This window comes from Spirosoma litoris (assembly GCF_054776755.1).
In genome coordinates, this window is the sequence record NZ_BAAHBI010000042.1 from 62,368 (window position 1) to 81,710 (window position 19,343).

General features: G+C 48.1%; 19 protein-coding genes. 13 read left to right on the forward strand and 6 right to left on the reverse strand.

Annotated features, from left to right (window positions below; translation table 11 throughout):
• Window positions 1–62 precede the first annotated feature (62 nt).
• From ACYVGR_RS25290 to ACYVGR_RS25300, 3 genes are all read left to right on the forward strand, one after another.
• Window positions 63–398, forward strand: a complete 336-nt coding sequence (locus ACYVGR_RS25290) for a translation initiation factor (protein ID WP_460962013.1) — start codon at window positions 63–65, stop codon at window positions 396–398.
• A gap of 51 nt (window positions 399–449) precedes the next feature.
• A complete protein-coding gene (locus tag ACYVGR_RS25295) occupies window positions 450–1,106 on the forward strand; it encodes a hypothetical protein (RefSeq protein WP_460962015.1) in 657 nt (218 codons plus the stop codon).
• Between the two features lie 197 nt (window positions 1,107–1,303).
• Complete coding sequence (locus ACYVGR_RS25300) at window positions 1,304–2,020, forward strand: SDR family oxidoreductase (RefSeq protein ID WP_460962017.1); 717 nt, start codon at window positions 1,304–1,306, stop codon at window positions 2,018–2,020.
• 99 nt (window positions 2,021–2,119) lie between these two features.
• Here the strand turns inward: ACYVGR_RS25300 and ACYVGR_RS25305 are convergent, their stop codons facing one another.
• Window positions 2,120–3,592, reverse strand: a complete 1,473-nt coding sequence (locus ACYVGR_RS25305; RefSeq protein ID WP_460962019.1) for a sensor histidine kinase — start codon at window positions 3,590–3,592, stop codon at window positions 2,120–2,122.
• Between the two features lie 6 nt (window positions 3,593–3,598).
• On the reverse strand, window positions 3,599–4,300 hold the full coding sequence (locus ACYVGR_RS25310; protein ID WP_460962021.1) for a response regulator transcription factor: 702 nt from the start codon (window positions 4,298–4,300) through the stop codon (window positions 3,599–3,601).
• A gap of 155 nt (window positions 4,301–4,455) precedes the next feature.
• Between ACYVGR_RS25310 and ACYVGR_RS25315 the strand changes: the two genes are divergently transcribed.
• From ACYVGR_RS25315 to ACYVGR_RS25325, 3 genes are all read left to right on the forward strand, one after another.
• The gene (locus ACYVGR_RS25315) at window positions 4,456–5,757 is read left to right on the forward strand and encodes a spondin domain-containing protein (RefSeq protein WP_460962023.1); all 1,302 of its coding nucleotides are present in this window, start codon (window positions 4,456–4,458) and stop codon (window positions 5,755–5,757) included.
• A 255-nt stretch (window positions 5,758–6,012) separates the two neighbouring features.
• Window positions 6,013–7,245, forward strand: a complete 1,233-nt coding sequence (locus tag ACYVGR_RS25320; protein WP_460962025.1) for an FAD-dependent oxidoreductase — start codon at window positions 6,013–6,015, stop codon at window positions 7,243–7,245.
• 80 nt (window positions 7,246–7,325) lie between these two features.
• Window positions 7,326–8,498 (forward strand): exo-beta-N-acetylmuramidase NamZ family protein, encoded by a 1,173-nt coding sequence (locus ACYVGR_RS25325; protein WP_460962027.1) that lies wholly within the window; start codon window positions 7,326–7,328, stop codon window positions 8,496–8,498.
• A 60-nt stretch (window positions 8,499–8,558) separates the two neighbouring features.
• Here ACYVGR_RS25325 and ACYVGR_RS25330 read toward each other — a convergent pair whose 3' ends face one another.
• The 3 genes from ACYVGR_RS25330 to ACYVGR_RS25340 all read right to left on the reverse strand — a co-directional run bounded on the left by ACYVGR_RS25330 (window position 8,559) and on the right by ACYVGR_RS25340 (window position 14,555).
• Window positions 8,559–9,749, reverse strand: a complete 1,191-nt coding sequence (locus ACYVGR_RS25330) for an efflux RND transporter periplasmic adaptor subunit (protein ID WP_460962029.1) — start codon at window positions 9,747–9,749, stop codon at window positions 8,559–8,561.
• A gap of 37 nt (window positions 9,750–9,786) precedes the next feature.
• Window positions 9,787–13,017 carry an efflux RND transporter permease subunit gene (locus ACYVGR_RS25335; RefSeq protein ID WP_460962032.1) on the reverse strand — a complete coding sequence of 1,077 codons (3,231 nt, stop codon included), beginning with the start codon at window positions 13,015–13,017 and terminating at the stop codon, window positions 9,787–9,789.
• 98 nt (window positions 13,018–13,115) lie between these two features.
• On the reverse strand, window positions 13,116–14,555 hold the full coding sequence (locus tag ACYVGR_RS25340) for a TolC family protein (protein ID WP_460962034.1): 1,440 nt from the start codon (window positions 14,553–14,555) through the stop codon (window positions 13,116–13,118).
• A 222-nt stretch (window positions 14,556–14,777) separates the two neighbouring features.
• On the opposite strand from ACYVGR_RS25340, the gene ACYVGR_RS25345 reads away from it, so the two are divergent.
• The 4 genes from ACYVGR_RS25345 to ACYVGR_RS25360 are packed head-to-tail and all read left to right on the forward strand — an operon-like array spanning window position 14,778 to window position 16,229.
• Entirely contained in the window at window positions 14,778–15,131 is a 354-nt protein-coding gene (locus tag ACYVGR_RS25345) for a type II toxin-antitoxin system RelE/ParE family toxin (RefSeq protein WP_460962036.1), read from the forward strand.
• Window positions 15,112–15,408: a helix-turn-helix domain-containing protein gene (locus tag ACYVGR_RS25350; RefSeq protein ID WP_460962038.1), complete on the forward strand. Its 297-nt coding sequence runs from the start codon at window positions 15,112–15,114 to the stop codon at window positions 15,406–15,408. The genes ACYVGR_RS25345 and ACYVGR_RS25350 overlap by 20 nt, the downstream gene beginning before the upstream one ends.
• A 15-nt stretch (window positions 15,409–15,423) precedes the next feature.
• Window positions 15,424–15,867, forward strand: coding sequence for a GNAT family N-acetyltransferase (locus ACYVGR_RS25355; protein WP_460962040.1), 444 nt, complete (start codon window positions 15,424–15,426; stop codon window positions 15,865–15,867).
• A gap of 41 nt (window positions 15,868–15,908) precedes the next feature.
• Window positions 15,909–16,229 (forward strand): hypothetical protein, encoded by a 321-nt coding sequence (locus tag ACYVGR_RS25360; protein WP_460962042.1) that lies wholly within the window; start codon window positions 15,909–15,911, stop codon window positions 16,227–16,229.
• 67 nt (window positions 16,230–16,296) lie between these two features.
• Here the strand turns inward: ACYVGR_RS25360 and ACYVGR_RS25365 are convergent, their stop codons facing one another.
• Window positions 16,297–16,890, reverse strand: a complete 594-nt coding sequence (locus ACYVGR_RS25365) for a Crp/Fnr family transcriptional regulator (protein ID WP_460962044.1) — start codon at window positions 16,888–16,890, stop codon at window positions 16,297–16,299.
• Window positions 16,891–17,002: 112 nt separating this feature from the next.
• Between ACYVGR_RS25365 and ACYVGR_RS25370 the strand changes: the two genes are divergently transcribed.
• From ACYVGR_RS25370 to ACYVGR_RS25380, 3 genes are all read left to right on the forward strand, one after another.
• Window positions 17,003–17,419 carry an OsmC family protein gene (locus tag ACYVGR_RS25370; RefSeq protein ID WP_460962046.1) on the forward strand — a complete coding sequence of 139 codons (417 nt, stop codon included), beginning with the start codon at window positions 17,003–17,005 and terminating at the stop codon, window positions 17,417–17,419.
• 141 nt (window positions 17,420–17,560) lie between these two features.
• A complete protein-coding gene (locus ACYVGR_RS25375) occupies window positions 17,561–18,145 on the forward strand; it encodes a hypothetical protein (protein ID WP_460962048.1) in 585 nt (194 codons plus the stop codon).
• A gap of 364 nt (window positions 18,146–18,509) precedes the next feature.
• Entirely contained in the window at window positions 18,510–19,280 is a 771-nt protein-coding gene (locus ACYVGR_RS25380; protein ID WP_460962050.1) for a MerR family transcriptional regulator, read from the forward strand.
• The last annotated feature ends 63 nt before the right edge of the window (window positions 19,281–19,343 follow it).

Below are 19,343 nucleotides of genomic sequence, written 5' to 3' on the forward strand. Positions count from 1 at the left end.
ATCATAAAAATCTGCATCATCAGCGTGCTATAAATTAGCTTTGCTCATAAATAGAGTTTTCCATGAGCAAGAAAAACCGCACCGGTGTTGTCTACTCCACCAACCCCGATTTTCATTATCAATCCGACGAGCAATCTGAAGCCGAAACGCTACCCCCTGCCCAACAGGCGCTCAAAATCTGGGTGGTTAAGTTGGGCGGTAACAAGGTAGTAACCGCCGTGCGCGGGTTCATTGGTACAGAAGCTGACTTGGCCGATCTGGGAAAGCAGCTTAAAACGGCCTGTGGCGCAGGCGGGTCTAGCAAAGACAACGAAATTCTGATTCAGGGCGATCACCGCGATAAAGTGCTGGCTTGGCTAACGGGTAAGGGGTATAAAGCAAAAAAGGCTGGTGGTTAGCGGCAAAATTGTCTCAGCAACATTGGTTAATTCTTAAACCATCCCACACCGATGAATCGACTTTTACTCTCGTTTACGTTACTGATCGTTTGTTGTTTAGAGGTATTCGCCCAAGGATGGCAAGGGCAAATTGGTACCAATCTGGCAGTTCTGCCCGGCCGTTCCATAGAACTAACAACGGCCTGGAGTCCGAACCTCGATAAGTGGGCTTTAACGCTCAATGCAGGCTACACGTATCAAAATCATGCCGCTGCCGCCCCCTCTGGCTACGCCTGCGACTGCGGCTTTAGTGCCTTAAATACATCAGGCACATTTGTAAAAGTAGGCTCCCGAATCGATGCGATTCGAATGGTAAAAACCAAAGCTCGAATTGGGTTGCCAATTGGTCTAATTTTGATTGGCTCGCAGTATCAACAAGACGCCACGATACGGTCATTCCCTTCGGGCCAGGACATCTTCTCTACCCAATCGGCCAAAGGGTTCGTTCTGGGTGCTGGCGTAACGGCTGCCATGAATATCCGGCTCACCAACCACTGGAGTATTGACCTGGGTATTCAGAAATTCATCGGCCTTCAAAAGCGAACAGACTATCTGCTGTTTGCGAACTATAGAACCTATCAACCGGGTATCGGCTTAACGAGCTGGGATAAATTCTGGCCGGGCTTACAAGGCATCGTTACCGTCAATTATCGTTTGGGCAGATTATGATTCTAGCCCAACCTGTCGAAACACCTTATTAGTCAATTTCGGCTGGACGCGAAAAATAATTGATTGCACGATGAGTTAACTATTACTCTCTCTTTTCAGGAAATTTACTTTTCTCTTACCAAGCGCTACCTTTCGAGCGAAAACCTTTCCAGTTGCTTCGGGGTTATGGCCGAAAGTTACATCTATTACGTTTACTCATGGCAGATAGTACAAAAACAGCGCTCATTACAGGCGGTTCGAAAGGCATTGGCTACGGCATTGCCGAAGTTTTGATCAACGAAGGTATAAAAGTGGCAATCACCAGTCGTTCGTCGGTGGCAGCCGAGCTAGCAGCGGCTAAGCTGAACGAAATCAAGCCCGGTTACGCCCTTGGTGTAGCAGCTGATGTGCGCGATCTGGCTTCTCAACAGAAGGCTGTAGACGCTATTTTAGGCAAATGGGGTCAACTCGATTATGTGATTGCGAACGCGGGTGTAGGGCACTTTGCACCCATTCAGGAACTCACTCCCGAGCAATGGCATGAAACCATCGACATTAACCTGACCGGTGTTTTCTACACAGCTAAAGCTACGCTGGATGCGCTGAAAAAATCGGAAGGCTATTTCATCACGATTGCCAGTCTGGCAGGCACCAATTTCTTCGAAAACGGAGCGGCTTACAATGCCAGTAAGTTTGGTCTGGTGGGCTTTACACAGGCCGTTATGCTCGATTTACGTAAAGAGGGCATCAAGGTTTCTACCATCATGCCGGGCTCAGTAGCCACCTATTTCAACGATCACCAGCCCAGCGATAAGGACGCCTGGAAAATACAGCCTGAAGACATCGGCCAGATCGTTTCCGACCTGCTAAAAATGAATCCGCGCACATTACCCAGTAAGATTGAAGTACGCCCAACCCGGCCGGGAGGGAAATAATAAGATCGTCGTTACAAAATGGAGTACTCCGTTTTGTAACGACGATAGCCCTCCAATCGAATGCCGCTCCTTTCAGAGTATCCCTCTCTATAGAAATAGTTAGCCTAACCTGGATAGTTCGAACCAAAAAGCCGTTCCTTTGCCAAGCTCACTCTGGACATGAATAGCAGTCTGATGTAGCTCTAGAATTTTCTTGGCAATGGCTAAGCCAATTCCCATGCCTATTTTGGACAATTGATGGCCCTCAAGTTGCTTATACCGCTCGAAAATATAGGGCTGATCTTCGGGCGCAATGCCAATGCCTGTATCAGTCACTTTTACCACAACACCCCGCTTTGTCTGTTCGAGTTTAATGGTAATGCAGCCTCCATCGGGCGTAAATTTAAAGGCATTGTCCAGCAGATTTTGTAACACCCGCTCGGTTAAAGCAATGTCGGCAAAAACGGGTGAGATATTTCCCGTTGCCTCCATTGTCAACTGAATGGCGTGCTCATCAGCTTTGAGCTGATAAACCATAAGAATGTCGGAAGTAAGCTCAGTAATCAGAAACGGTTCTTTTTCTGGAATAATCTGATTGGCCTCCAGTTTAGCGTACTGGAACAATTGATCGACTAAACCAGAAAGGCGTTTCGCGCTGTCTAAGATAACTGCCAGATAGGTATCCTTTTCTAGCTCTGTTAGCGTTTGTTTCTTGATAATCAGCGTTTCCACATAGCCTTGCATAATCGACAACGGCGTGCGCAGATCATGCGAAACATTGGCAATCAGCTCCTGCCGAAACTTATCTGTTGTGGTAATCTTATCGAAATTGGCAACGATCACATCAGCCATTTCGTTAAACGTTGCTGTCAGCAATCCCAGGTTTCCTTTTACAGATCCAGCAATACGGGCTGTATAATCTCCTTCTTTAAATCGCTTGACCACTGCGGCAATCTGACCGATGGTGTCGGTCAACAGAAAAAACGTCACGACGCCTACGATAAAGGCAATCAGGAGCGTACAAAGAAACACATACAACCCAAATCGGTAGGTGAGATTGCTGTTCAGGGCAGTCAGAATCTGACGTTGTCGTTCGCTGGCCAGAACAGCATACACATAACCTGTCCGTTTCGTGTGCTCGTAAATGGGCGCGGCAGAAAAAATGCTCGGTTCGTTGGGTTCTTTCGGGTTAATGCCCAGCGGCCGTTCATGCGGCTCGGCATTGAGCCATTTTTTAACAACGGCAATATCAACCTGCCGCTGACGTACCGATTTGTCGGGCACCACAAAGTCCGTAATCTTACCTGTTGTGTCAAGCAGATAGACCTCAACGCTGGGATTGGCGACCATAATCGAGTGAATAATATCGTGCGTTACAGTCGTGTCGGGCTTACCATTTTTGAGCGGTTTCGTAAAAGTAGCCAGGTGATTGGCGATATTCCCGTAAAGCTCCTGATGGGCACTCATATAATACGCATTAGATAAACGGGAACCGATCAGCATAAACACCGTTCCTAATACCAGAAGGAGTCCTGAAAACACCGCTGTTATTTTCCAGAATAATAGGTTTCCTCGAAGTGTCTGAAAAGACATAAGTGCTTATAAATCTTCGTTGAATCGATAGCCTACTCCCCAGGACGTCAGAATAAATTTCGGGTTCGACAGATCTTCTTCAATCTTTCCCCGGAGCCGGTTAATGTGTGAATTCACAGTGTGTTCATAGCCTTCAAAGTTATATCCCCAAACTAAGTTAAGCAGGCGTTTGCGACTATAACTTTTACCCGGATTAGACGCCAGTAGGGCAATGAGATCGAACTCCTTAGCCGTCAGATCGATCCGTACATCATTCAGGCTAATCTTTCGTTTGTCGATATCAATCTCAAGATCGCCTGCTTTAATTAGTGTAGTAGAAAGCGCATAATGCCCTGCCTGGCTTTCTTCATTCCGTCTAAAAATCACCTTCACGCGAGCAATAAACTCTCTGATGCTGAATGGTTTGGTTAGATAATCATCGGCACCCGTTTCCAGGCCAATCACTTTATCAATCTCTTCCGATTTGGCCGACAGTATCAGAATTGGTGTACGACGGTCGATCTGACGTACCCGCCGACATATTTCCATACCCGTGAGTCCGGGCAACATCAGGTCCAAAATAATCAGGTCAAATGTCTGCCCATGCGCCAGCGCCAGGCCAGCCTGTCCATTGTTTACTGCCGTAACATCACAAGCCAAATCGCTGAGGTGTATTTTTAATAATTCGATAATGTTACGGTCGTCTTCAATAATCAGCACCTTATACATAGCCACTAGTATCGTTGAGGGGAAGCCTGTGATGGATCAAAATTCTAAAAAAATAGCGCCCAAATCACGTTGTGATACATTTGTTATACTTCTGCGATTTCTCAGGGATATCGTCTGCGTTGGTTTGCACCGTCATCCATTCAAAACGAATCTCTATGAAATTCCAGTCATCAATTGGTCTTCTGGCAGTCGTAACCAGTATACTCCTATCAGGACTTAGCGCCTGTAGTATACAAGATCACAACATACCTGCTCCAGTCACTACGACACTCTCCGTCGAGAATGTATTACAGTCACAACCATTGGTTGAATCGGGCACATTTCAGGGTACGGGCACTCCTCCAGTAATTTTACCAGGCCAGTCGATAAGCATTCATTTTTCGGCAGCAAAAGGCGAAGCAATCTCATTTGCTACTATGTATGGCTGGTCTAACGATCTGTTTTTTGCACCGGAAAACCCCGGTATTGCCGTCTATGATGCTACTGGTAATCCTATTCAGGGCGATGTTTCGTCGCAGATCAAGTTATGGGACAACGGCACACGCATCAATCAGGTACCGGGCTCCTCAGTTAATCATCCAGGAACGGCCGATAGTCAATCTATTACCGAAGTAAATGGCGTTGATGCACAGGGGAATACCTATCTGTCTGCCTCTAAACTTATCAAAGCCATGCTCGCTTACGATGGCAATTCCTACTTTACGCTAACGCTGCAGAATATTTCAGGTGGAACCGCGAATGAAACTCCGCTAAGCCCAGGTGTATGGGCGGTATCATACATTGTTGGCGGTAATCTGCTGAACCCCGCTCCACTTTATAGCAAAGGCCAACCCAGTGCCAATGGTCTGACTTCTATTGCAGAAAAAGGCGACAATGGCCCGCTGAGTACATACATCAGTGGTATCACCGGCATTTTCACCCCTTTATCGCCTATTCTTGTGGTTGTATATAACGGTATTACCAATCCACTTTTCACTGTAGGGCAGAAAGATCGGGGCGAAGGCTTAAAACCATTGGCTCAGAAAGGAAATGCCGACACGCTGGCTGCAACGCTACAGACAAAGCCAGGAGTGAAGGCTGTTTATGTACTGCATGCGCCTGGTACAAACGTATTATTGCCCGTCATCAATGGCCAGTCGGGCGGAAAAGTTTCGCAGACGTTGACCGTCTCTACTGGCGATCGCGTTGCTATCGCCACCATGTATGGGTTTTCCAACGATTGGTTCTTTGCTTCGACAGATGGGGTTGATGCCACACAAAAAGGCGATATTTCGTCAACGATTGCACTATATGACAACGGAACGGCTATTAACCAATTCCCAGGAGCTGGCATAACTCAGTTCAATCTAGCAGGTACCCCACTTGTCGAAAGCCAACCCATTGCGCTGGTACCGAATCCAAACTCGTTTACTACCTTACCCACTATTAATAAGATTATCAAGGTTACGATCAACTAACTGATCATCAATAACCGAGTATTGTAACGGCTTCCTTTCCTACCCAAACACGTTAGCTACCAACAACTGAGGTGTTTGGGCAGGAAGCTATTTAGCGACAGCGTTGTAAAAATCTTGTGTGCAACGGTTAGCCAGTTGACCAGACTAGCGATGAAAAATGTAGCTTTACCAGATTTTGACTACCAGGGCTGTTTCTACCGCGTAGAGGCAGCCATTCTGTTTTAACAGCAAACACTGGCGATCGACACTTTTCCTATGCAACCCCCACAGCCGAATCAGAAAAACATAACCACACGCTGCTGTATTGTGGGTGGTGGACCAGCCGGTATGATGTTGGGTTTTCTACTGGCCCGGTCGGGAGTTGATGTTGTTGTTCTGGAAAAGCATAAAGATTTTCTACGCGATTTCCGGGGAGATACCATTCATCCATCAACCTTAGAATTACTGGTTGAGTTGGGTTTATTAGATGAGTTTCTCAAACTGCCTCACCAGGAGCTTCGGGCCGTTCACGGAACCATGGAAGGACAGGAAGTCCCCGTTGCCGACTTCGCGCACTTGCCCACAACTTGCAAGTTTATTGCCTTCATGCCCCAGTGGGATTTCCTCAACTTTCTGGCCGATAAAGCCAAACAATTTCCTGCGTTTCATCTATACCTGGAAACAAAAGCAACTGATCTGATTGAAGAAAACGAGAAAGTCTTGGGTGTGCGAGCTACCAGTCCAACGGGTGAATTAGAAATCCGGGCCGATCTTGTAGTGGGCACCGATGGCCGCACTTCTGTCATTCGTGAAAAGGCGGGGTTGCCTGTCCAGGATTTCGGGGTTCCCATCGACGTACTCTGGATGCGAATTCCGAAAGACCCTGCCATCGGCGAACAGTCAGTAGGTTATTTTAAATCAGGCCAATTTATGGTGCTGATAGACCGACATGAGTATTTCCAATGTGGCTATATTATTCCCAAAGGTCAATTCGACTCAATAAAACAACGGGGTCTTGCTGACTTACAAGCCAGTATTCTAAGTATGGCTCCTTTTGTTGGTGACTATGTGAAAGAATTAAAATCCTGGGATCAAATTAGCCTGCTCACTGTCAAGGTTGATCGTTTACGGAAATGGTACAAACCGGGGCTGTTGTGCATTGGCGATGCCGCGCATGCGATGTCGCCAGCGGGTGGTGTGGGCGTCAACATGGCCATTCAGGATGCCGTTGCCACAGCCAATCTATTGACGGCTTCCCTGCAAAAAGGTCCGGTTACGATAACTGAATTAGCGCGTATTCAGCGCCGACGTTTGTGGCCCGTCCAAATTATTCAATTCGGGCAAATCTTCGTCCACCGACACTTTATCAATGCATCGACAACCAGACCTGCTAGCTTTCCACCGTTCATACTCTGGTTCCTCAAACACGTACCTTTCGTGCGCCGAATCCCCGCTTATCTGGTTGGCGTGGGACCATTACCTGAGCATATTCAGACAGAGGCAAAGTAATTTTCATTGTCAAGGCCAAGCTCTGGCTTGGCCAAATAACTTAACAGGCCAAGCCAGAGCTTGGCCCTGACAAACATCACATGACCGTACGATTTGGCGTCGATATTTTCCTAAAACAGGCCGCTCGTTATTCCTCGCAACGCTTGGCCCTCGTCACCAATCAGGCAGCCACAACCTCGACTTATATGCCCTCGCGGCAGGCATTGCTTGCTGCTGGCTACCCAATCGTTACGTTATTCTCACCCGAACATGGTCTGGAAGCGATTGGTGAGGATGGTCGATTGATGCCCAATGGAATAGATTCCTTAACCGGTTTGCCAATTATCAGCCTGTACGGCGATAAACTTCAGCCTACTGCCGAGGACTTAGCCGATGTCGATGCGGTACTTGTTGACCTGCCCGATATCGGTTGCCGCTTTTATACGTATCTCTGGACGCTTACGCACGTCATGGAAGCCTGTACGCTCCACAAGAAGCCCTTAATTCTCCTTGATCGACCCAATCCACTTTCCGGTAATATGGAGTTGGCAGAAGGCCCAATTTTAGACGAAATCGCTTGCGCTTCGTTCATTGGCAGATGGCAGTTACCAGTACGACATTCCTGTACGTTTGGCGAATTGGCCAACTACTGGAAACAGAACCGATTGCCCGCTCTTGACCTGATCATCGTGAAAACCGAAGGCTGGCATCGGGAGGCTTTTTCACGAGATTGGCAGTCTTCTTTTGTGCCAACCTCGCCCGCTATGGTCAGTGCCGAAGCGGCTTTGCTTTACCCTGGTCTGGGGCTACTGGAGGCTACCAATCTCAGCGAAGGACGAGGAACAGCTACGCCTTTTCAACTAGCGGGAGCGCCCTGGTTAGACGCCAATCGAATAGTGCGGCAATTTAACGAATTAGAATTGGGAGGAGTGGTCGGGCGAGCGATTACGTTTACGCCACAAAGCGGCAAATACGTGGGTCAATTATGCCGAGGGGTTATGTTTCATGTTACAGAACCGACCAAGTTCAAACCCGTTTTATCCGGGCTGTTGTTTATCAAACTGGTATATGATCACCAGCCTGATCAATTTGACTGGGCACCTTACTCCACTCATGTCAATCCGACGGGGAAACATCATCTGGATAAGTTATTGGGCACTCCTGATTCGGAGTCGCTATTTGAGCTACCGATTGCTTTGTTTACAAAAACGCTTCACAAACTACTAGCTTGTGAAGCGTGGGCCGAGGAGGTAAGGCCCTATTTGTTGTACTGAAATGATCCTGCGTGGTGTCGGTTTCTTAAAACCGACACCACGCATAATAATCAACAAAGCCTACTTATTCACACCTTTTACTTCTTGACCATCACGAATTTCTTCCGACGCTTTTTTAACAATGGTCATACCGGGTTGTACATCGCCAAATACCTCCACCAGACTGTCCAGAACGTTCCCTTTTTGCACCGATACCCATTGCGCCCGGTTATCATTTACTTTAATTACAAACATTTTTTCGCTAGAGCTAACCACCGAAGTTGTCGGCACGAACATCGTTTTACCCGTTCGTTCGATGGGCATTTGTACTTCGGCATACATACCAGCTTTCAATTCGTGACCAGGATTGGCTACATCGAACTCAGCCATCATGGCACGATTGGCTTCAACCAGGCTTTGCGCCGAACGAGCTAGTTTCGCGTTAAACTGCCGATTGGGAATCGCATTGACCGTGAACGAAACGGCACTTTTCGACTTTAACTGATTCGCAAATGATTCCGGAATGGCAACCGTTAAACGCAAAGTCCGGCTGTCTTCCAGAACGAATAGTGGCTTACCGCTATCGCCCGCACCAACAAGAGCACCAGGGCTGATGTTCCGTTCAATCACCATACCATCGAACGGAGCGGTAATGGTGAGGTATTGGCGAAGTTCGGTTTTGGCCTGGTAGTTGGAGCGGGCAGCTTGTACGGTGCCTCGTGCTACGGCAACCATAGCACTATCGCCCTGCATTCGGGCCAGCGCCTGGTCGAGTTCATTGGCCGATACAGCCCCTTCCATTTTAGCCGTTTGTAGCAACCGATTGTAGGTCAACCGACTGGCGCGGGCGCGGGTTGTTTGCTCGACCAGAGTAGCTTCCTGCGCCTGAACCTGCGCCTGCGCCTGACTCAATTCCGAAATCACTTCGGGCGCATCGAGTCGGGCTAATACCTGGCCTTTGTGAACCATCGTGCCCCGATCGACCGAAATATCACGCACAAAGCCTTTCACTTTGGCATACATGCTCACTCGATTCCAGGGTTTTAACTCGCCTGGCAGTGTAACCCGTTTGCTAGGTTGTAACTCCTGCACAGTCGTTACGGTAACCTGTTGCACTTCTGGCGCTTTCTCGGCAGTTGATTTCGTTTCGCTACTAGCCGACGAGCAGGCAGTCATGGCAACAGGAACAAAGAGCGAAAGGGCAAATGAGCGAATGAGCGAATAACTACGTCGCGGGTTAACACTTGAGCGATTTATGATTGACGAGTTCATGTCGATTTCCTTTGACTAGAGATAGATGATACTTTTATTACAGGCTATGACTCAGTTCCTGCTGTTCCTGATGGTAATATTTGCTTTCGGGATCTTCTGGGTCGAGCGATACCGACTGGGTAGTGGCTTTGGCCTGAAGCTGGGTAAACACACAAGGTAGAATCAGGAGAGCGGCCAATGTCGACGCAATCAGTCCGCCGATAACGGCCTGTCCCAGTGGGGCAATCTGATCGCCCCCTTCGCCTAGCCCTGATGCCATCGGCACCATACCCGCAATCATGGCAATACTGGTCATCAGAATCGGGCGAATCCGGCTATTAGCCGCTAGTACGACCGCCTTACGCGTATCGCCGATGTCCAGCCGTAGGTTTTCAGCATTGGTTACCATCAGAATGGCGTTCGCTACCGACACCCCCACCGACATAATCAGCCCCATATACGATTGCAGGTTCAACGTAGCCCCGCAGGCCAGCAGCATGAGCAAAGCCCCCGCTACCACCGCCGGAATAGCCGCCAGAATCACCAGTGACAACTTAAACGACTGGTAATTAGCTGCCAGCAGGAGGAAGATAATCACGATGGCCACGAGTAGCCCCGTCTGCAAACTATTAAGGGTATCGGTCAGAAGGTTGGTTTGCCCACCCATTTCCACAATGACGCCACGAGGAGGTTGGCCTGCTTCCTTAATAGCCTGCTCAACCGCTTTCCGAGCCGACCCCAGGTCTTTTTCCTGTAAGTTAGCCGTAACCGTTACCAGATTGTTTGGGCCAGCGCGGTCATATTCACCGGGCGCGGTTCCTTCCGAAAAGGTCGCTACATCCGACAATACGGGGTGCATTTCGCCACTGCGTAATGGAATGTTACCAATGTCGTTGGCGCTTCCCATCTGATATTCAGGAATCTGTACCTGAACCTGATAAGCCAGTCCTTTCGATTCATCGAGCCATAGGTTTTTATCCGTAAAACGGCTCGACGACGTAGCGGCCACCATGGAACGAGCGACCTGTGTAGATGTAACGCCCAACTGTCCAGCCCGTTCGCGATTCATGGTCACGTTCAGGATCGGATAATTCAGCGGCTGAGCAATCTGCACATCGCGCAGGAAGGCAATTTTTGCCATTCGCTCCCGAATCTTATTGGCGAACCGACCCGCTTCTTTCAGGTTTTTGGCCGCTACCTTCACTTCGATAGGCGTGTTGGCCCCCTGACTCATGATCTTTTCGGTTAGCTCAATCGGCTCGAACGAAATAGCGGCCGTCGGTAAGGCCTGGGCAATACGTCTCCGCAGCTCTTCCTTCAGATTGTCCATTTTAACATGATAATCTTCTTTCAGCGATACCTGCAAAACCGCTTCGTGTGGGCCACTGTTAAACACGAAGATGTTGGAGGTACCATAGCTGGATGGGACTGTACCGACATAGGCCGATGAAATTTCGACGTTCTCACCGCCTACCGCTTCTTTGATAATCCCAAGCACTTTTAGCATGGCCATTTCGGTGCGCTCTACACGCGTACCGTCGGGAATCCGTAGGCGCATCTGAAACTGATGACTATTGCCATGCGGCAGAATATCGGTTCCAATGACCATAAAACAGGCAACGATAACCGCCACACTACCAACCAGATACCCGCCAACGACCAATCCGCGACGGTTCAGAATTTTTTCGAGCGATGCGGAATAGCGTTGCTTGAATTTCTCAAATCCTTTAGCGTTGGCTGGTGCGTGTTCCTCTTCGATCATGTGACGTTCCCGAGCATCCAGGGCAAGGGTGGGCGCTTCATGTTCGGGATGGCTTTTCAGCAACCAGTTCGCCAGCACTGGTACGAACGTCTGCGACAACAGGAACGACGCAATCATGGCAAAACCAACGGACAGCGACAGCGGCAGGAACATAGAGCGGGGTACTCCACTCATTACGAACGCAGGGGCAAATACGGCCAGAATAGCCAGCAGAATCAGGAATTCGGGGAAAACGATTTCCTTACAGGCATCCCAAATGGCCACCGCTTTGGGCTTGCCCATCTCCAGATGCTGGTGAATATTTTCGATCGTTACTGTAGCCTGATCAACCAGAATCCCGATAGCCAGCGCCAACCCGGATAAGGTCATGATGTTGATAGTCTGACCAAACAGATTCAGCATGATTACAGCCGATAGAATCGAGATCGGAATGGTCATAACCACAATGATCACACTTCGCCAGTCACGTAGGAAGAGCAGCACCATCAAGCCCGTCAGTACAGCGCCAAGAATCCCTTCCGATACCAGGCTTTTCAGCGCGTTGGTTACGTAAACCGACTGGTCGAACTGGTACGAAATTTTCACATCTTCGGGCACAGCTGCCTGCAATTCGGGCATGGCTTTGCGAAGGTTATTGACGACATCGAGGGTCGATGCGTCCGACTTTTTGACAACGGGAATGTATACCGCCCGTCGACCATTGACTAGCGCATAACTCACCGTGATGTCAGCAGCATCTTCCACGGTACCTATGTCCCGCACAAACACCGTGGGTCCTGAACCAACCCGAATGGGTATATTCAGAAAGTCTTCCGGCCGTTTAACCAGCGAGTTAACGGGCGTCATCATGGTTTTATCCCCAACCCGGATATTACCAGCAGGCGACGGCTGGTTGTTGGTCACAATCGCCTTAATTACCTCCTCAGGGGTTAACTGATAACTACGGACCAGTTGGGGGTTAACTTTGATAATGACCGACCGTTGGTTTCCCCCGAACGGCGGTGGACTGGATACGCCTGGAATCCGGGAGAACATAGGTCGCACCCGCGATGACGCATAATCCTGAATTTCATTTAAGGATCGGCTCGGACTTTCAAAAACCAGCTGCCCCACCGGCACCGAACTGGCATCAAATCGGACAACCTGGGGCGGCACCGTTCCTTCGGGCATGTACGCCTTCGCCCTCGATACGTTGTTGGCTACCTCGGCCGCAGCCTGGGCCATATCGGTACCGGGGTAGAACGAAAGTTTGATCAACGACAACCCCTGAATCGTTTTTACATCGATGTCGCGAATCCCCGACACATACAGAAAGTGATCCTGGTAACGTGTCGCCATGAAGCCATCCATCTGATCGGGTGACATACCGCCATACGACTGCACCACGTAAATCGTTGGCAAATCCAGGTTCGGGAAAATGTCGACCGGAATGGTAAACAGCGACATCACCGAGAAAAACAGAAGCCCCATAACCATCACAACCACCGAAATGGGTTTACGCAATGCGGAACGAATGATGTTATACATAGCTTTTTCGTATTCGGTTTATGGTATTCGGTTTACGGTTGGCGTATAAGAGCTTACGCGCCAGCCTACCATAAACCGAATACCATAAACTGTAAACCTTATTTAACTTGATTCATAAACAGCGACAAGTCCCCGTCAGCAGCTGCTTTCAGGAGTAGGAAACGCCATACGTTACTGACAGCCACATAGCCATCGACCTCCGCCCGGTTGAGCGTGAGTACACTTTGCAGCAAGGTTGGCAAATCGGTCAAACCACTTTCGTAGCGTGATTTTGCCTGATTATAGGCTTGCCGGGCAGCTTGCAATTGAATGGGCGCCTGCCGGGCTTGTTCCAGCGCAACCTGATACAGCGTTTCCGCTTCCTGATACTGGCGGGTTATCTGCAATCGCTGCGTGTTGAACAACTGCCGGGAACGTTCTACCAGATATTGATCGGCCTGATAATCGTGCCGGGAACGTAGTGTGTTGGTCAGATTCCAGCGAGCTACAACGCCGACGAGATAGTTACCAACCTGATAACCAAGACCATTCAGTTGATTTGATTGAAAAACATCGCCCTGTTGGTTCGAGAAGCCGGAACCCCGGGCATTACCCACACCAACCAATGAAATAACCGGCATCCCGGAACGCTGGGTAGCCAGACTACGAGCCGCTGACAGATTTATCTGGGATTCAAATAACCGTAAGGTTGGATTCTTGGGCGAAAGCGAATCGGACAGAAAAACCCCATTCGGAAGTGTCGAATAGAAACTCATACTATCCACCCGCATATCGTTCTGCAATTGACCGGCCAATTCAGAAAGACGTAATCGCTGCACCTGTTCCTGCTGCTGGCTGCTCAGTAAAAGCAGTCGGGCACGAACGGCTTCGGCAGTGGCCAGCGAACTATCGACACCTGCCCGCATCCCCGACCGGACACCCGCATCGACCACCCGTTTGAAGGTCTGCGCCCGATCCAGGTTCGTGCGTTGAATCTGCACCAGTTTCTGATTGATCAGCAGTAGCAGATAAGCATCAATCGTTCGGACCTGATGCTGGAAAATCTCGTTTTCGTAATCAACCTGACTCCGCTGAAGGTCGGCTTTAGCCACGCCCACATTCGCCTTGATACGTCCGAATGTAATGGCCCGCCACTCGATAGACGCGCTGGTATAGCTACCAAAACTAGCCTGCGAAATAGCGGTAGCCCGCACACCGCCCGAGGTCGAGATGTTCGTGCCTTCGTTCGGAAAGAACGAGTTATTCAGGCTGTTGCTCGTGGCGTAGTTGTACTGATCCTGAAGGATCATGGTAGGCAGCAACTCAGTCCGGCTGGCCTGTAACCGCCGTTCGGCGCTACTAACCTCAGCCTGTTTGGATTTCAGGAAAGGATACTGTCGAACCGACTGCTCGACTACCTGATTCAGTGTAAGCGATTGCCCCGATACCTGGAACGTCAGCAGGCTTGTACCCAGCATAAGAAGCCAGCCCGATCGAGTTCGATACGCGAGACGACCGGAGAATCGCTGTGGGGAGCAATGAAAAAGAGCATGTTTCATTCACAACAACCTGACCGACCTTAGGCGCCGGTACGATCAAGTGTCTACAAAACACGATCTCAAATTTGGAAACATTTGGGAAATAGGGCCTTTGACAGAAAGAATTGGGGGTATTAAATCAACATCAGCAAATCCGCTCCTCTAACTTTCTCTTTTACCTGAAATTAAGTACGAGAACTGATTAGATTTGCCTGTTGTTATCCAGTTAGGCAACTTTAGTACATGGCACCACGAATACCACGTAACATTCTGGTTTACAAAAATTACTTCTGGGATTTTTACCATGCTCAAAAACCGGAGATTCAATTGAAAATCGACTGGGTAATTGGCTTGGTTAGAGATTTACCAATCATTCCAGAAAAATATTTTAAACATTTAGAAGGTAGTGACGGGCTGTTTGAAATCAGAATCAAGGTTGGTAGTAACATTTTCCGGGTCTTCTGCTTTTATGACGAAGGCAATTTGGTAGTCCTGATGAATGGATTTCAGAAGAAAACAGACAAGACACCTAAACAAGAACTGGAACGTGCAGAACGATTAAAACAAGCATATTATAATGAAAAATCCTCTCGATAATCTAACCTCCTTTGACGATCATCTCAATCAAAAATATGGTCAAAAAGGAACCGCTACTCGTGAAGCCTATGAACAAGGTTATGAAGCCTTCAAAATTGGTGTTCTGATCCAGGAGGCTCGAAAAAAGCAGAATTTAACTCAGGAAGAACTAGCCTTGAAAGTAGGAACGACAAAAAACTACATCTCGCGCATAGAAAACGATGCTAGTGACATTCGTCTAACCACGCTAATGCGCATTGTCGAAGGATTAGGCGGGCATTTGCAACTCACCTTTTGATGATAACTCCTCCATATGCTCCTCCTTCCCATCTACCCAACCCTTTCCGAAAACACCCAATTTCTCAATCATCCCGATTGTGAGCCAAGTCTTTCGATGACGATTGAGTTTTTCAATAAAATCGGCTACAACCCGCCTTGGATTGGCTATTACGCTCAACTCGATGGTCATTTAATGGGCAGTTGCGCGTTCAAAGGAAAGCCTAAAAACGGTCGGGTTGAGATTGCGTATGGCACTTTCCCAGACTACCAGCATCAAGGTATTGGAGCCGAAATGTGTGCCCAATTGGTACAACTCGCCCTAAAGACTGATCCTGCCGTTATAGTTACAGCCCGAACGTTACCAGAGGAAAGTTACTCCACGCGTATTCTCCAGAAAAATGGTTTTGTGAATCTCGGAACGATCTGGGATGAGGAAGATGGCGACGTGTGGGAATGGGAATTTGTTCGATCAAAATGAGCCGAAATTAGTTAACCGTTTATACACTACATTTTATTTGGATGACTATAGAACTGTATACGGCTCCCATCAACGATTCAGAAGAGCCAGCCGATTCCCCCATCTCCAACACAACAGGAGAACTCCCCGATCAGGAGCCAGCCCTTAACTTAGGCGATTTACTCGGTAGTTTCGACTCACAGGACGAAGCGCTGGAGTTCATAAAAACTCAGACGTTATCGCAAGGCCAATCCATTATCGATAGTGTAATCGTTTTATTCAGCCCCTACACACACGTTGAATTTCTGACGGTTACGATTCAAAACGACGATCAATCGACTTACCCTAAGAGCTTCTATCTGGTTACGGATGAAGGGTATTGAGTTCGTATAAAACGGAATTATAAGCCCACAGCTAAAACAGTGGGCTTATAATTCCGTTTTACCGCTACTATTTACGCGCGACCTGCGCCCGAATTCGGCTTAGAGATGGACCTTTAATGCCCAGATAAGACGAAATGTGCCCCAACGATACACGATTCAGAATATCCGGCTGACTTTCGATTAAATCGATATATCGTTCCTCGGCGGTTTGCGTCAACAAGCTTTCAGACCGCATCTGATTGAATAGGAAATACTGCTCGGCCAGTATCCGCCCGAAGCGTTCCCAGCTGTGCGATCTTGGGTAAAGCTGCTGCAAGTCTTCCCGGTCAATGACCAGCAATTCAGCATCTTCCAGCGCTTCAATCAGATACGGGCAGGCCGTTTTGGTCAACAATCCTTTCAGTGACGTCAGGAACATGTTCTCAGGAATGAAATACAGGTTGTGCTCCAGCTCGGTTTTAGGGTCAATGTAGTATACCCGAAACAGCCCTTTCAAGACAAAGCCAACCTGCCGACAAATCGAATTCTGGAAATTGAAGTAATCGTGTTTGGGCATTTTCCTGACGTGCCAGAATTCATCGGCCAGTTTCATATCGGCATCAGGGAGTTGCGCAAACTGGTGTAAATGGTGATGTAGGATATCGTGTGGGGCAGTAATCATTTTTTTTAGTTTGTTCGAGCGCTTTTTAACATAGGTGAAAAATAGGCAAGTATCGCCCGGCTACTTTTGTCCTATCAAAAACAAATCGCTAACAAAACTAAATCATACAGACATGAAAATTACACGGAATGCATCAGCACATTGGGCCGGAACAGGTAAGGATGGTAAAGGTAATCTGACAACAGCCAGCACGGTTCTGAATCAAACACAATACTCGTTCAACACCCGTTTCGCCGATGGCGTCGGTACCAATCCTGAAGAACTGGTAGCCGCTGCCCATGCAGGTTGCTTTGCCATGCAGTTAGCGTTTAACATTCAGGGAGCAGGCTTCGCGGCTGATTCGCTCGATGTAAAATGCACCATTACGCTCGAAGAGGCTGGCATCACCAGTTCTAAACTGACGCTTACGGCCAGCGTTCCAGGCTTAGACAAAGCTAAATTCGATGAGTTGGTCGATCATGCCGAACACAATTGCCCGATCTCGAAACTGTTCAACACCACGATCAGCGTTGACGCTACGTTGGTATAAGCAGACTTACAAATTCTAGATACTGGCGCGGGCTAATGCCCGCGCCTTTTTATTATGCAGAAACCACAGACAACTCATTGACAGCCAACTCAAAATGCAATAGATTTGAGCAAACGAGTTTTCCTAAATCAACTCCTTACCATGACAACGTCTCTGAAATTGCTCAAATCGCTCGACTGGACCATTCACACCATCCGATTTATCAAAAATCACTTTTTGATCATCTTTGGTCTGGGATTAATTGCTGCCTTTGGGCGGATGATTCAACTCAAAGCCTTCGGCCCAATCAGTCCGCTATCAAATACATTGCTTGAAGTAGTGGTTGAGTCAGTTCGGGTGTTGATTTTCGTTTATGCCTTGGGGCTTACCAATGTTAAAACTGGTGCCCTTCGTCTTGTGCAACTCGTTACGAACAAGCATAGTCGTAAACAAAACTGGCGACTAGCGGTCCAAAAAATGAAGGATAAATGGCTTAGTCTGCTGATTAATCTAGTTGCTTTTTCGGTTATCGCGCTGCTAGTCAACAAGCTGATCAACCACGTAGCGTATGAGACCTGTCTATACATTACGCTACAGGCACGCCAGATTATTTCCAACCAATCGTCTGAATGGGCAATTATTCTGTTTTTCAAGAATATCTCCGTGATTCCATTCACCCTAATTTTCAATGCGCTGTTCTGCCTTTGGCTTGTGAATCGGCTACCCAAACCGATTACCTACAGCTAGGGACGGATCGATAAGCGTTATCGATCTACTGTTTTCGCCATGCCAATAGTAAAATCGTGAGGAGCTGTCATACTTAGCGTGATTAGGGTTCCAATGAACAGTGAAGCGAAGATAATCCCTAGCAATAGGCAGTGTTTAAATTTCATGAGTCGTGTTGTTTCTGTTAGCAGGATGACACAAAAATGAACCATTGCCTCCTCTGCTCACAGCTTTAATTGACCAAGCATCTATTATGGCCGATGAATGGCCCTAAAACGGGCGTAAAGCTGATTGGGACATTTTCAAAAAAACTGCAAATTTCTCTTGACTCTCCCCTTACGTCATAGCTTACATTTGTTTCGTTAATCAGCACAAGGCGTTTATAATGAGGCAATATTCGGTTAAAAGGCTGGCGAAACTAGCGGGTGTTAGTGTGCGCACACTTCATCACTACGACCAGTTAGGCCTGTTAAAACCATCGATCCGTACCGAGGCCAGGTACCGATTGTACGGCGAAAACGAGCTAATTCGGCTGCAACAGATTCTCTTTTACAAAGAACTCGATTTCTCACTCAGCGAGATTCTCGACATTCTGGAAGATCCGAATTTTAACATGATCAAAGCGCTGGAAAGTCATAAACTGGCGCTCCAGGCCCGACAATACCGACTCTCGACGCTGCTGGCAACGATTGACAAAACGATTTCAACCTTAAAAGGAGAACGAGTTATGTTAACAACCGAAGAGTTATACGAAGGCTTTCCGAAAGGGCCGCAATACCGACAGGAGGCCGTTACCAACTATGGTGCAGAAGAAGTTGAAGCCAGTGAGCAAAACCTGCGTCAACAAGAGAAAGCGGGTTTTGAGCAATTAAAAGCCGACCAGAAGGCTATTGCCAAAACGCTGATGAGTCTGGTAAAACAAGACCCAGCCAGTAAAGTTGTTCAGCAACAGATAGCGCGTCATTACGACAACATTCGGGGCTTTTGGGGTGAAGAACTTTGTCGATCAAAAAATATGAAAGAAGCCTACAAAGGATTGGCCCAGCTTTATCTGGATGACCAACGCTTTACGAGTCAGAATGATCAGGCGAATCCTGAATACGCAGCCTTTTTGTACAAGGCGATGGTGTATTTTGCGAATACGGAGATCATGTAGAGACGCAACCCTTTGCGTCTCCTCACGCGTCAGTATTCTTTGGTCAGTAAAACCATTCGGGTG

What these genes read in the sequence shown, in the direction of transcription:
- ACYVGR_RS25290 (WP_460962013.1), top strand. Translation starts at nt 63, where the DNA reads ATGAGCAAGAAAAACCGCACCGGTGTTGTCTACTCCACCAACCCCGAT.
- ACYVGR_RS25295 (WP_460962015.1), top strand. Translation starts at nt 450, where the DNA reads ATGAATCGACTTTTACTCTCGTTTACGTTACTGATCGTTTGTTGTTTA.
- ACYVGR_RS25300 (WP_460962017.1), top strand. Translation starts at nt 1,304, where the DNA reads ATGGCAGATAGTACAAAAACAGCGCTCATTACAGGCGGTTCGAAAGGC.
- ACYVGR_RS25305 (WP_460962019.1), bottom strand. Translation starts at nt 3,592, where the DNA reads ATGTCTTTTCAGACACTTCGAGGAAACCTATTATTCTGGAAAATAACA.
- ACYVGR_RS25310 (WP_460962021.1), bottom strand. Translation starts at nt 4,300, where the DNA reads ATGTATAAGGTGCTGATTATTGAAGACGACCGTAACATTATCGAATTA.
- ACYVGR_RS25315 (WP_460962023.1), top strand. Translation starts at nt 4,456, where the DNA reads ATGAAATTCCAGTCATCAATTGGTCTTCTGGCAGTCGTAACCAGTATA.
- ACYVGR_RS25320 (WP_460962025.1), top strand. Translation starts at nt 6,013, where the DNA reads ATGCAACCCCCACAGCCGAATCAGAAAAACATAACCACACGCTGCTGT.
- ACYVGR_RS25325 (WP_460962027.1), top strand. Translation starts at nt 7,326, where the DNA reads ATGACCGTACGATTTGGCGTCGATATTTTCCTAAAACAGGCCGCTCGT.
- ACYVGR_RS25330 (WP_460962029.1), bottom strand. Translation starts at nt 9,749, where the DNA reads ATGAACTCGTCAATCATAAATCGCTCAAGTGTTAACCCGCGACGTAGT.
- ACYVGR_RS25335 (WP_460962032.1), bottom strand. Translation starts at nt 13,017, where the DNA reads ATGTATAACATCATTCGTTCCGCATTGCGTAAACCCATTTCGGTGGTT.
- ACYVGR_RS25340 (WP_460962034.1), bottom strand. Translation starts at nt 14,555, where the DNA reads ATGAAACATGCTCTTTTTCATTGCTCCCCACAGCGATTCTCCGGTCGT.
- ACYVGR_RS25345 (WP_460962036.1), top strand. Translation starts at nt 14,778, where the DNA reads ATGGCACCACGAATACCACGTAACATTCTGGTTTACAAAAATTACTTC.
- ACYVGR_RS25350 (WP_460962038.1), top strand. Translation starts at nt 15,112, where the DNA reads ATGAAAAATCCTCTCGATAATCTAACCTCCTTTGACGATCATCTCAAT.
- ACYVGR_RS25355 (WP_460962040.1), top strand. Translation starts at nt 15,424, where the DNA reads ATGCTCCTCCTTCCCATCTACCCAACCCTTTCCGAAAACACCCAATTT.
- ACYVGR_RS25360 (WP_460962042.1), top strand. Translation starts at nt 15,909, where the DNA reads ATGACTATAGAACTGTATACGGCTCCCATCAACGATTCAGAAGAGCCA.
- ACYVGR_RS25365 (WP_460962044.1), bottom strand. Translation starts at nt 16,890, where the DNA reads ATGATTACTGCCCCACACGATATCCTACATCACCATTTACACCAGTTT.
- ACYVGR_RS25370 (WP_460962046.1), top strand. Translation starts at nt 17,003, where the DNA reads ATGAAAATTACACGGAATGCATCAGCACATTGGGCCGGAACAGGTAAG.
- ACYVGR_RS25375 (WP_460962048.1), top strand. Translation starts at nt 17,561, where the DNA reads ATGACAACGTCTCTGAAATTGCTCAAATCGCTCGACTGGACCATTCAC.
- ACYVGR_RS25380 (WP_460962050.1), top strand. Translation starts at nt 18,510, where the DNA reads ATGAGGCAATATTCGGTTAAAAGGCTGGCGAAACTAGCGGGTGTTAGT.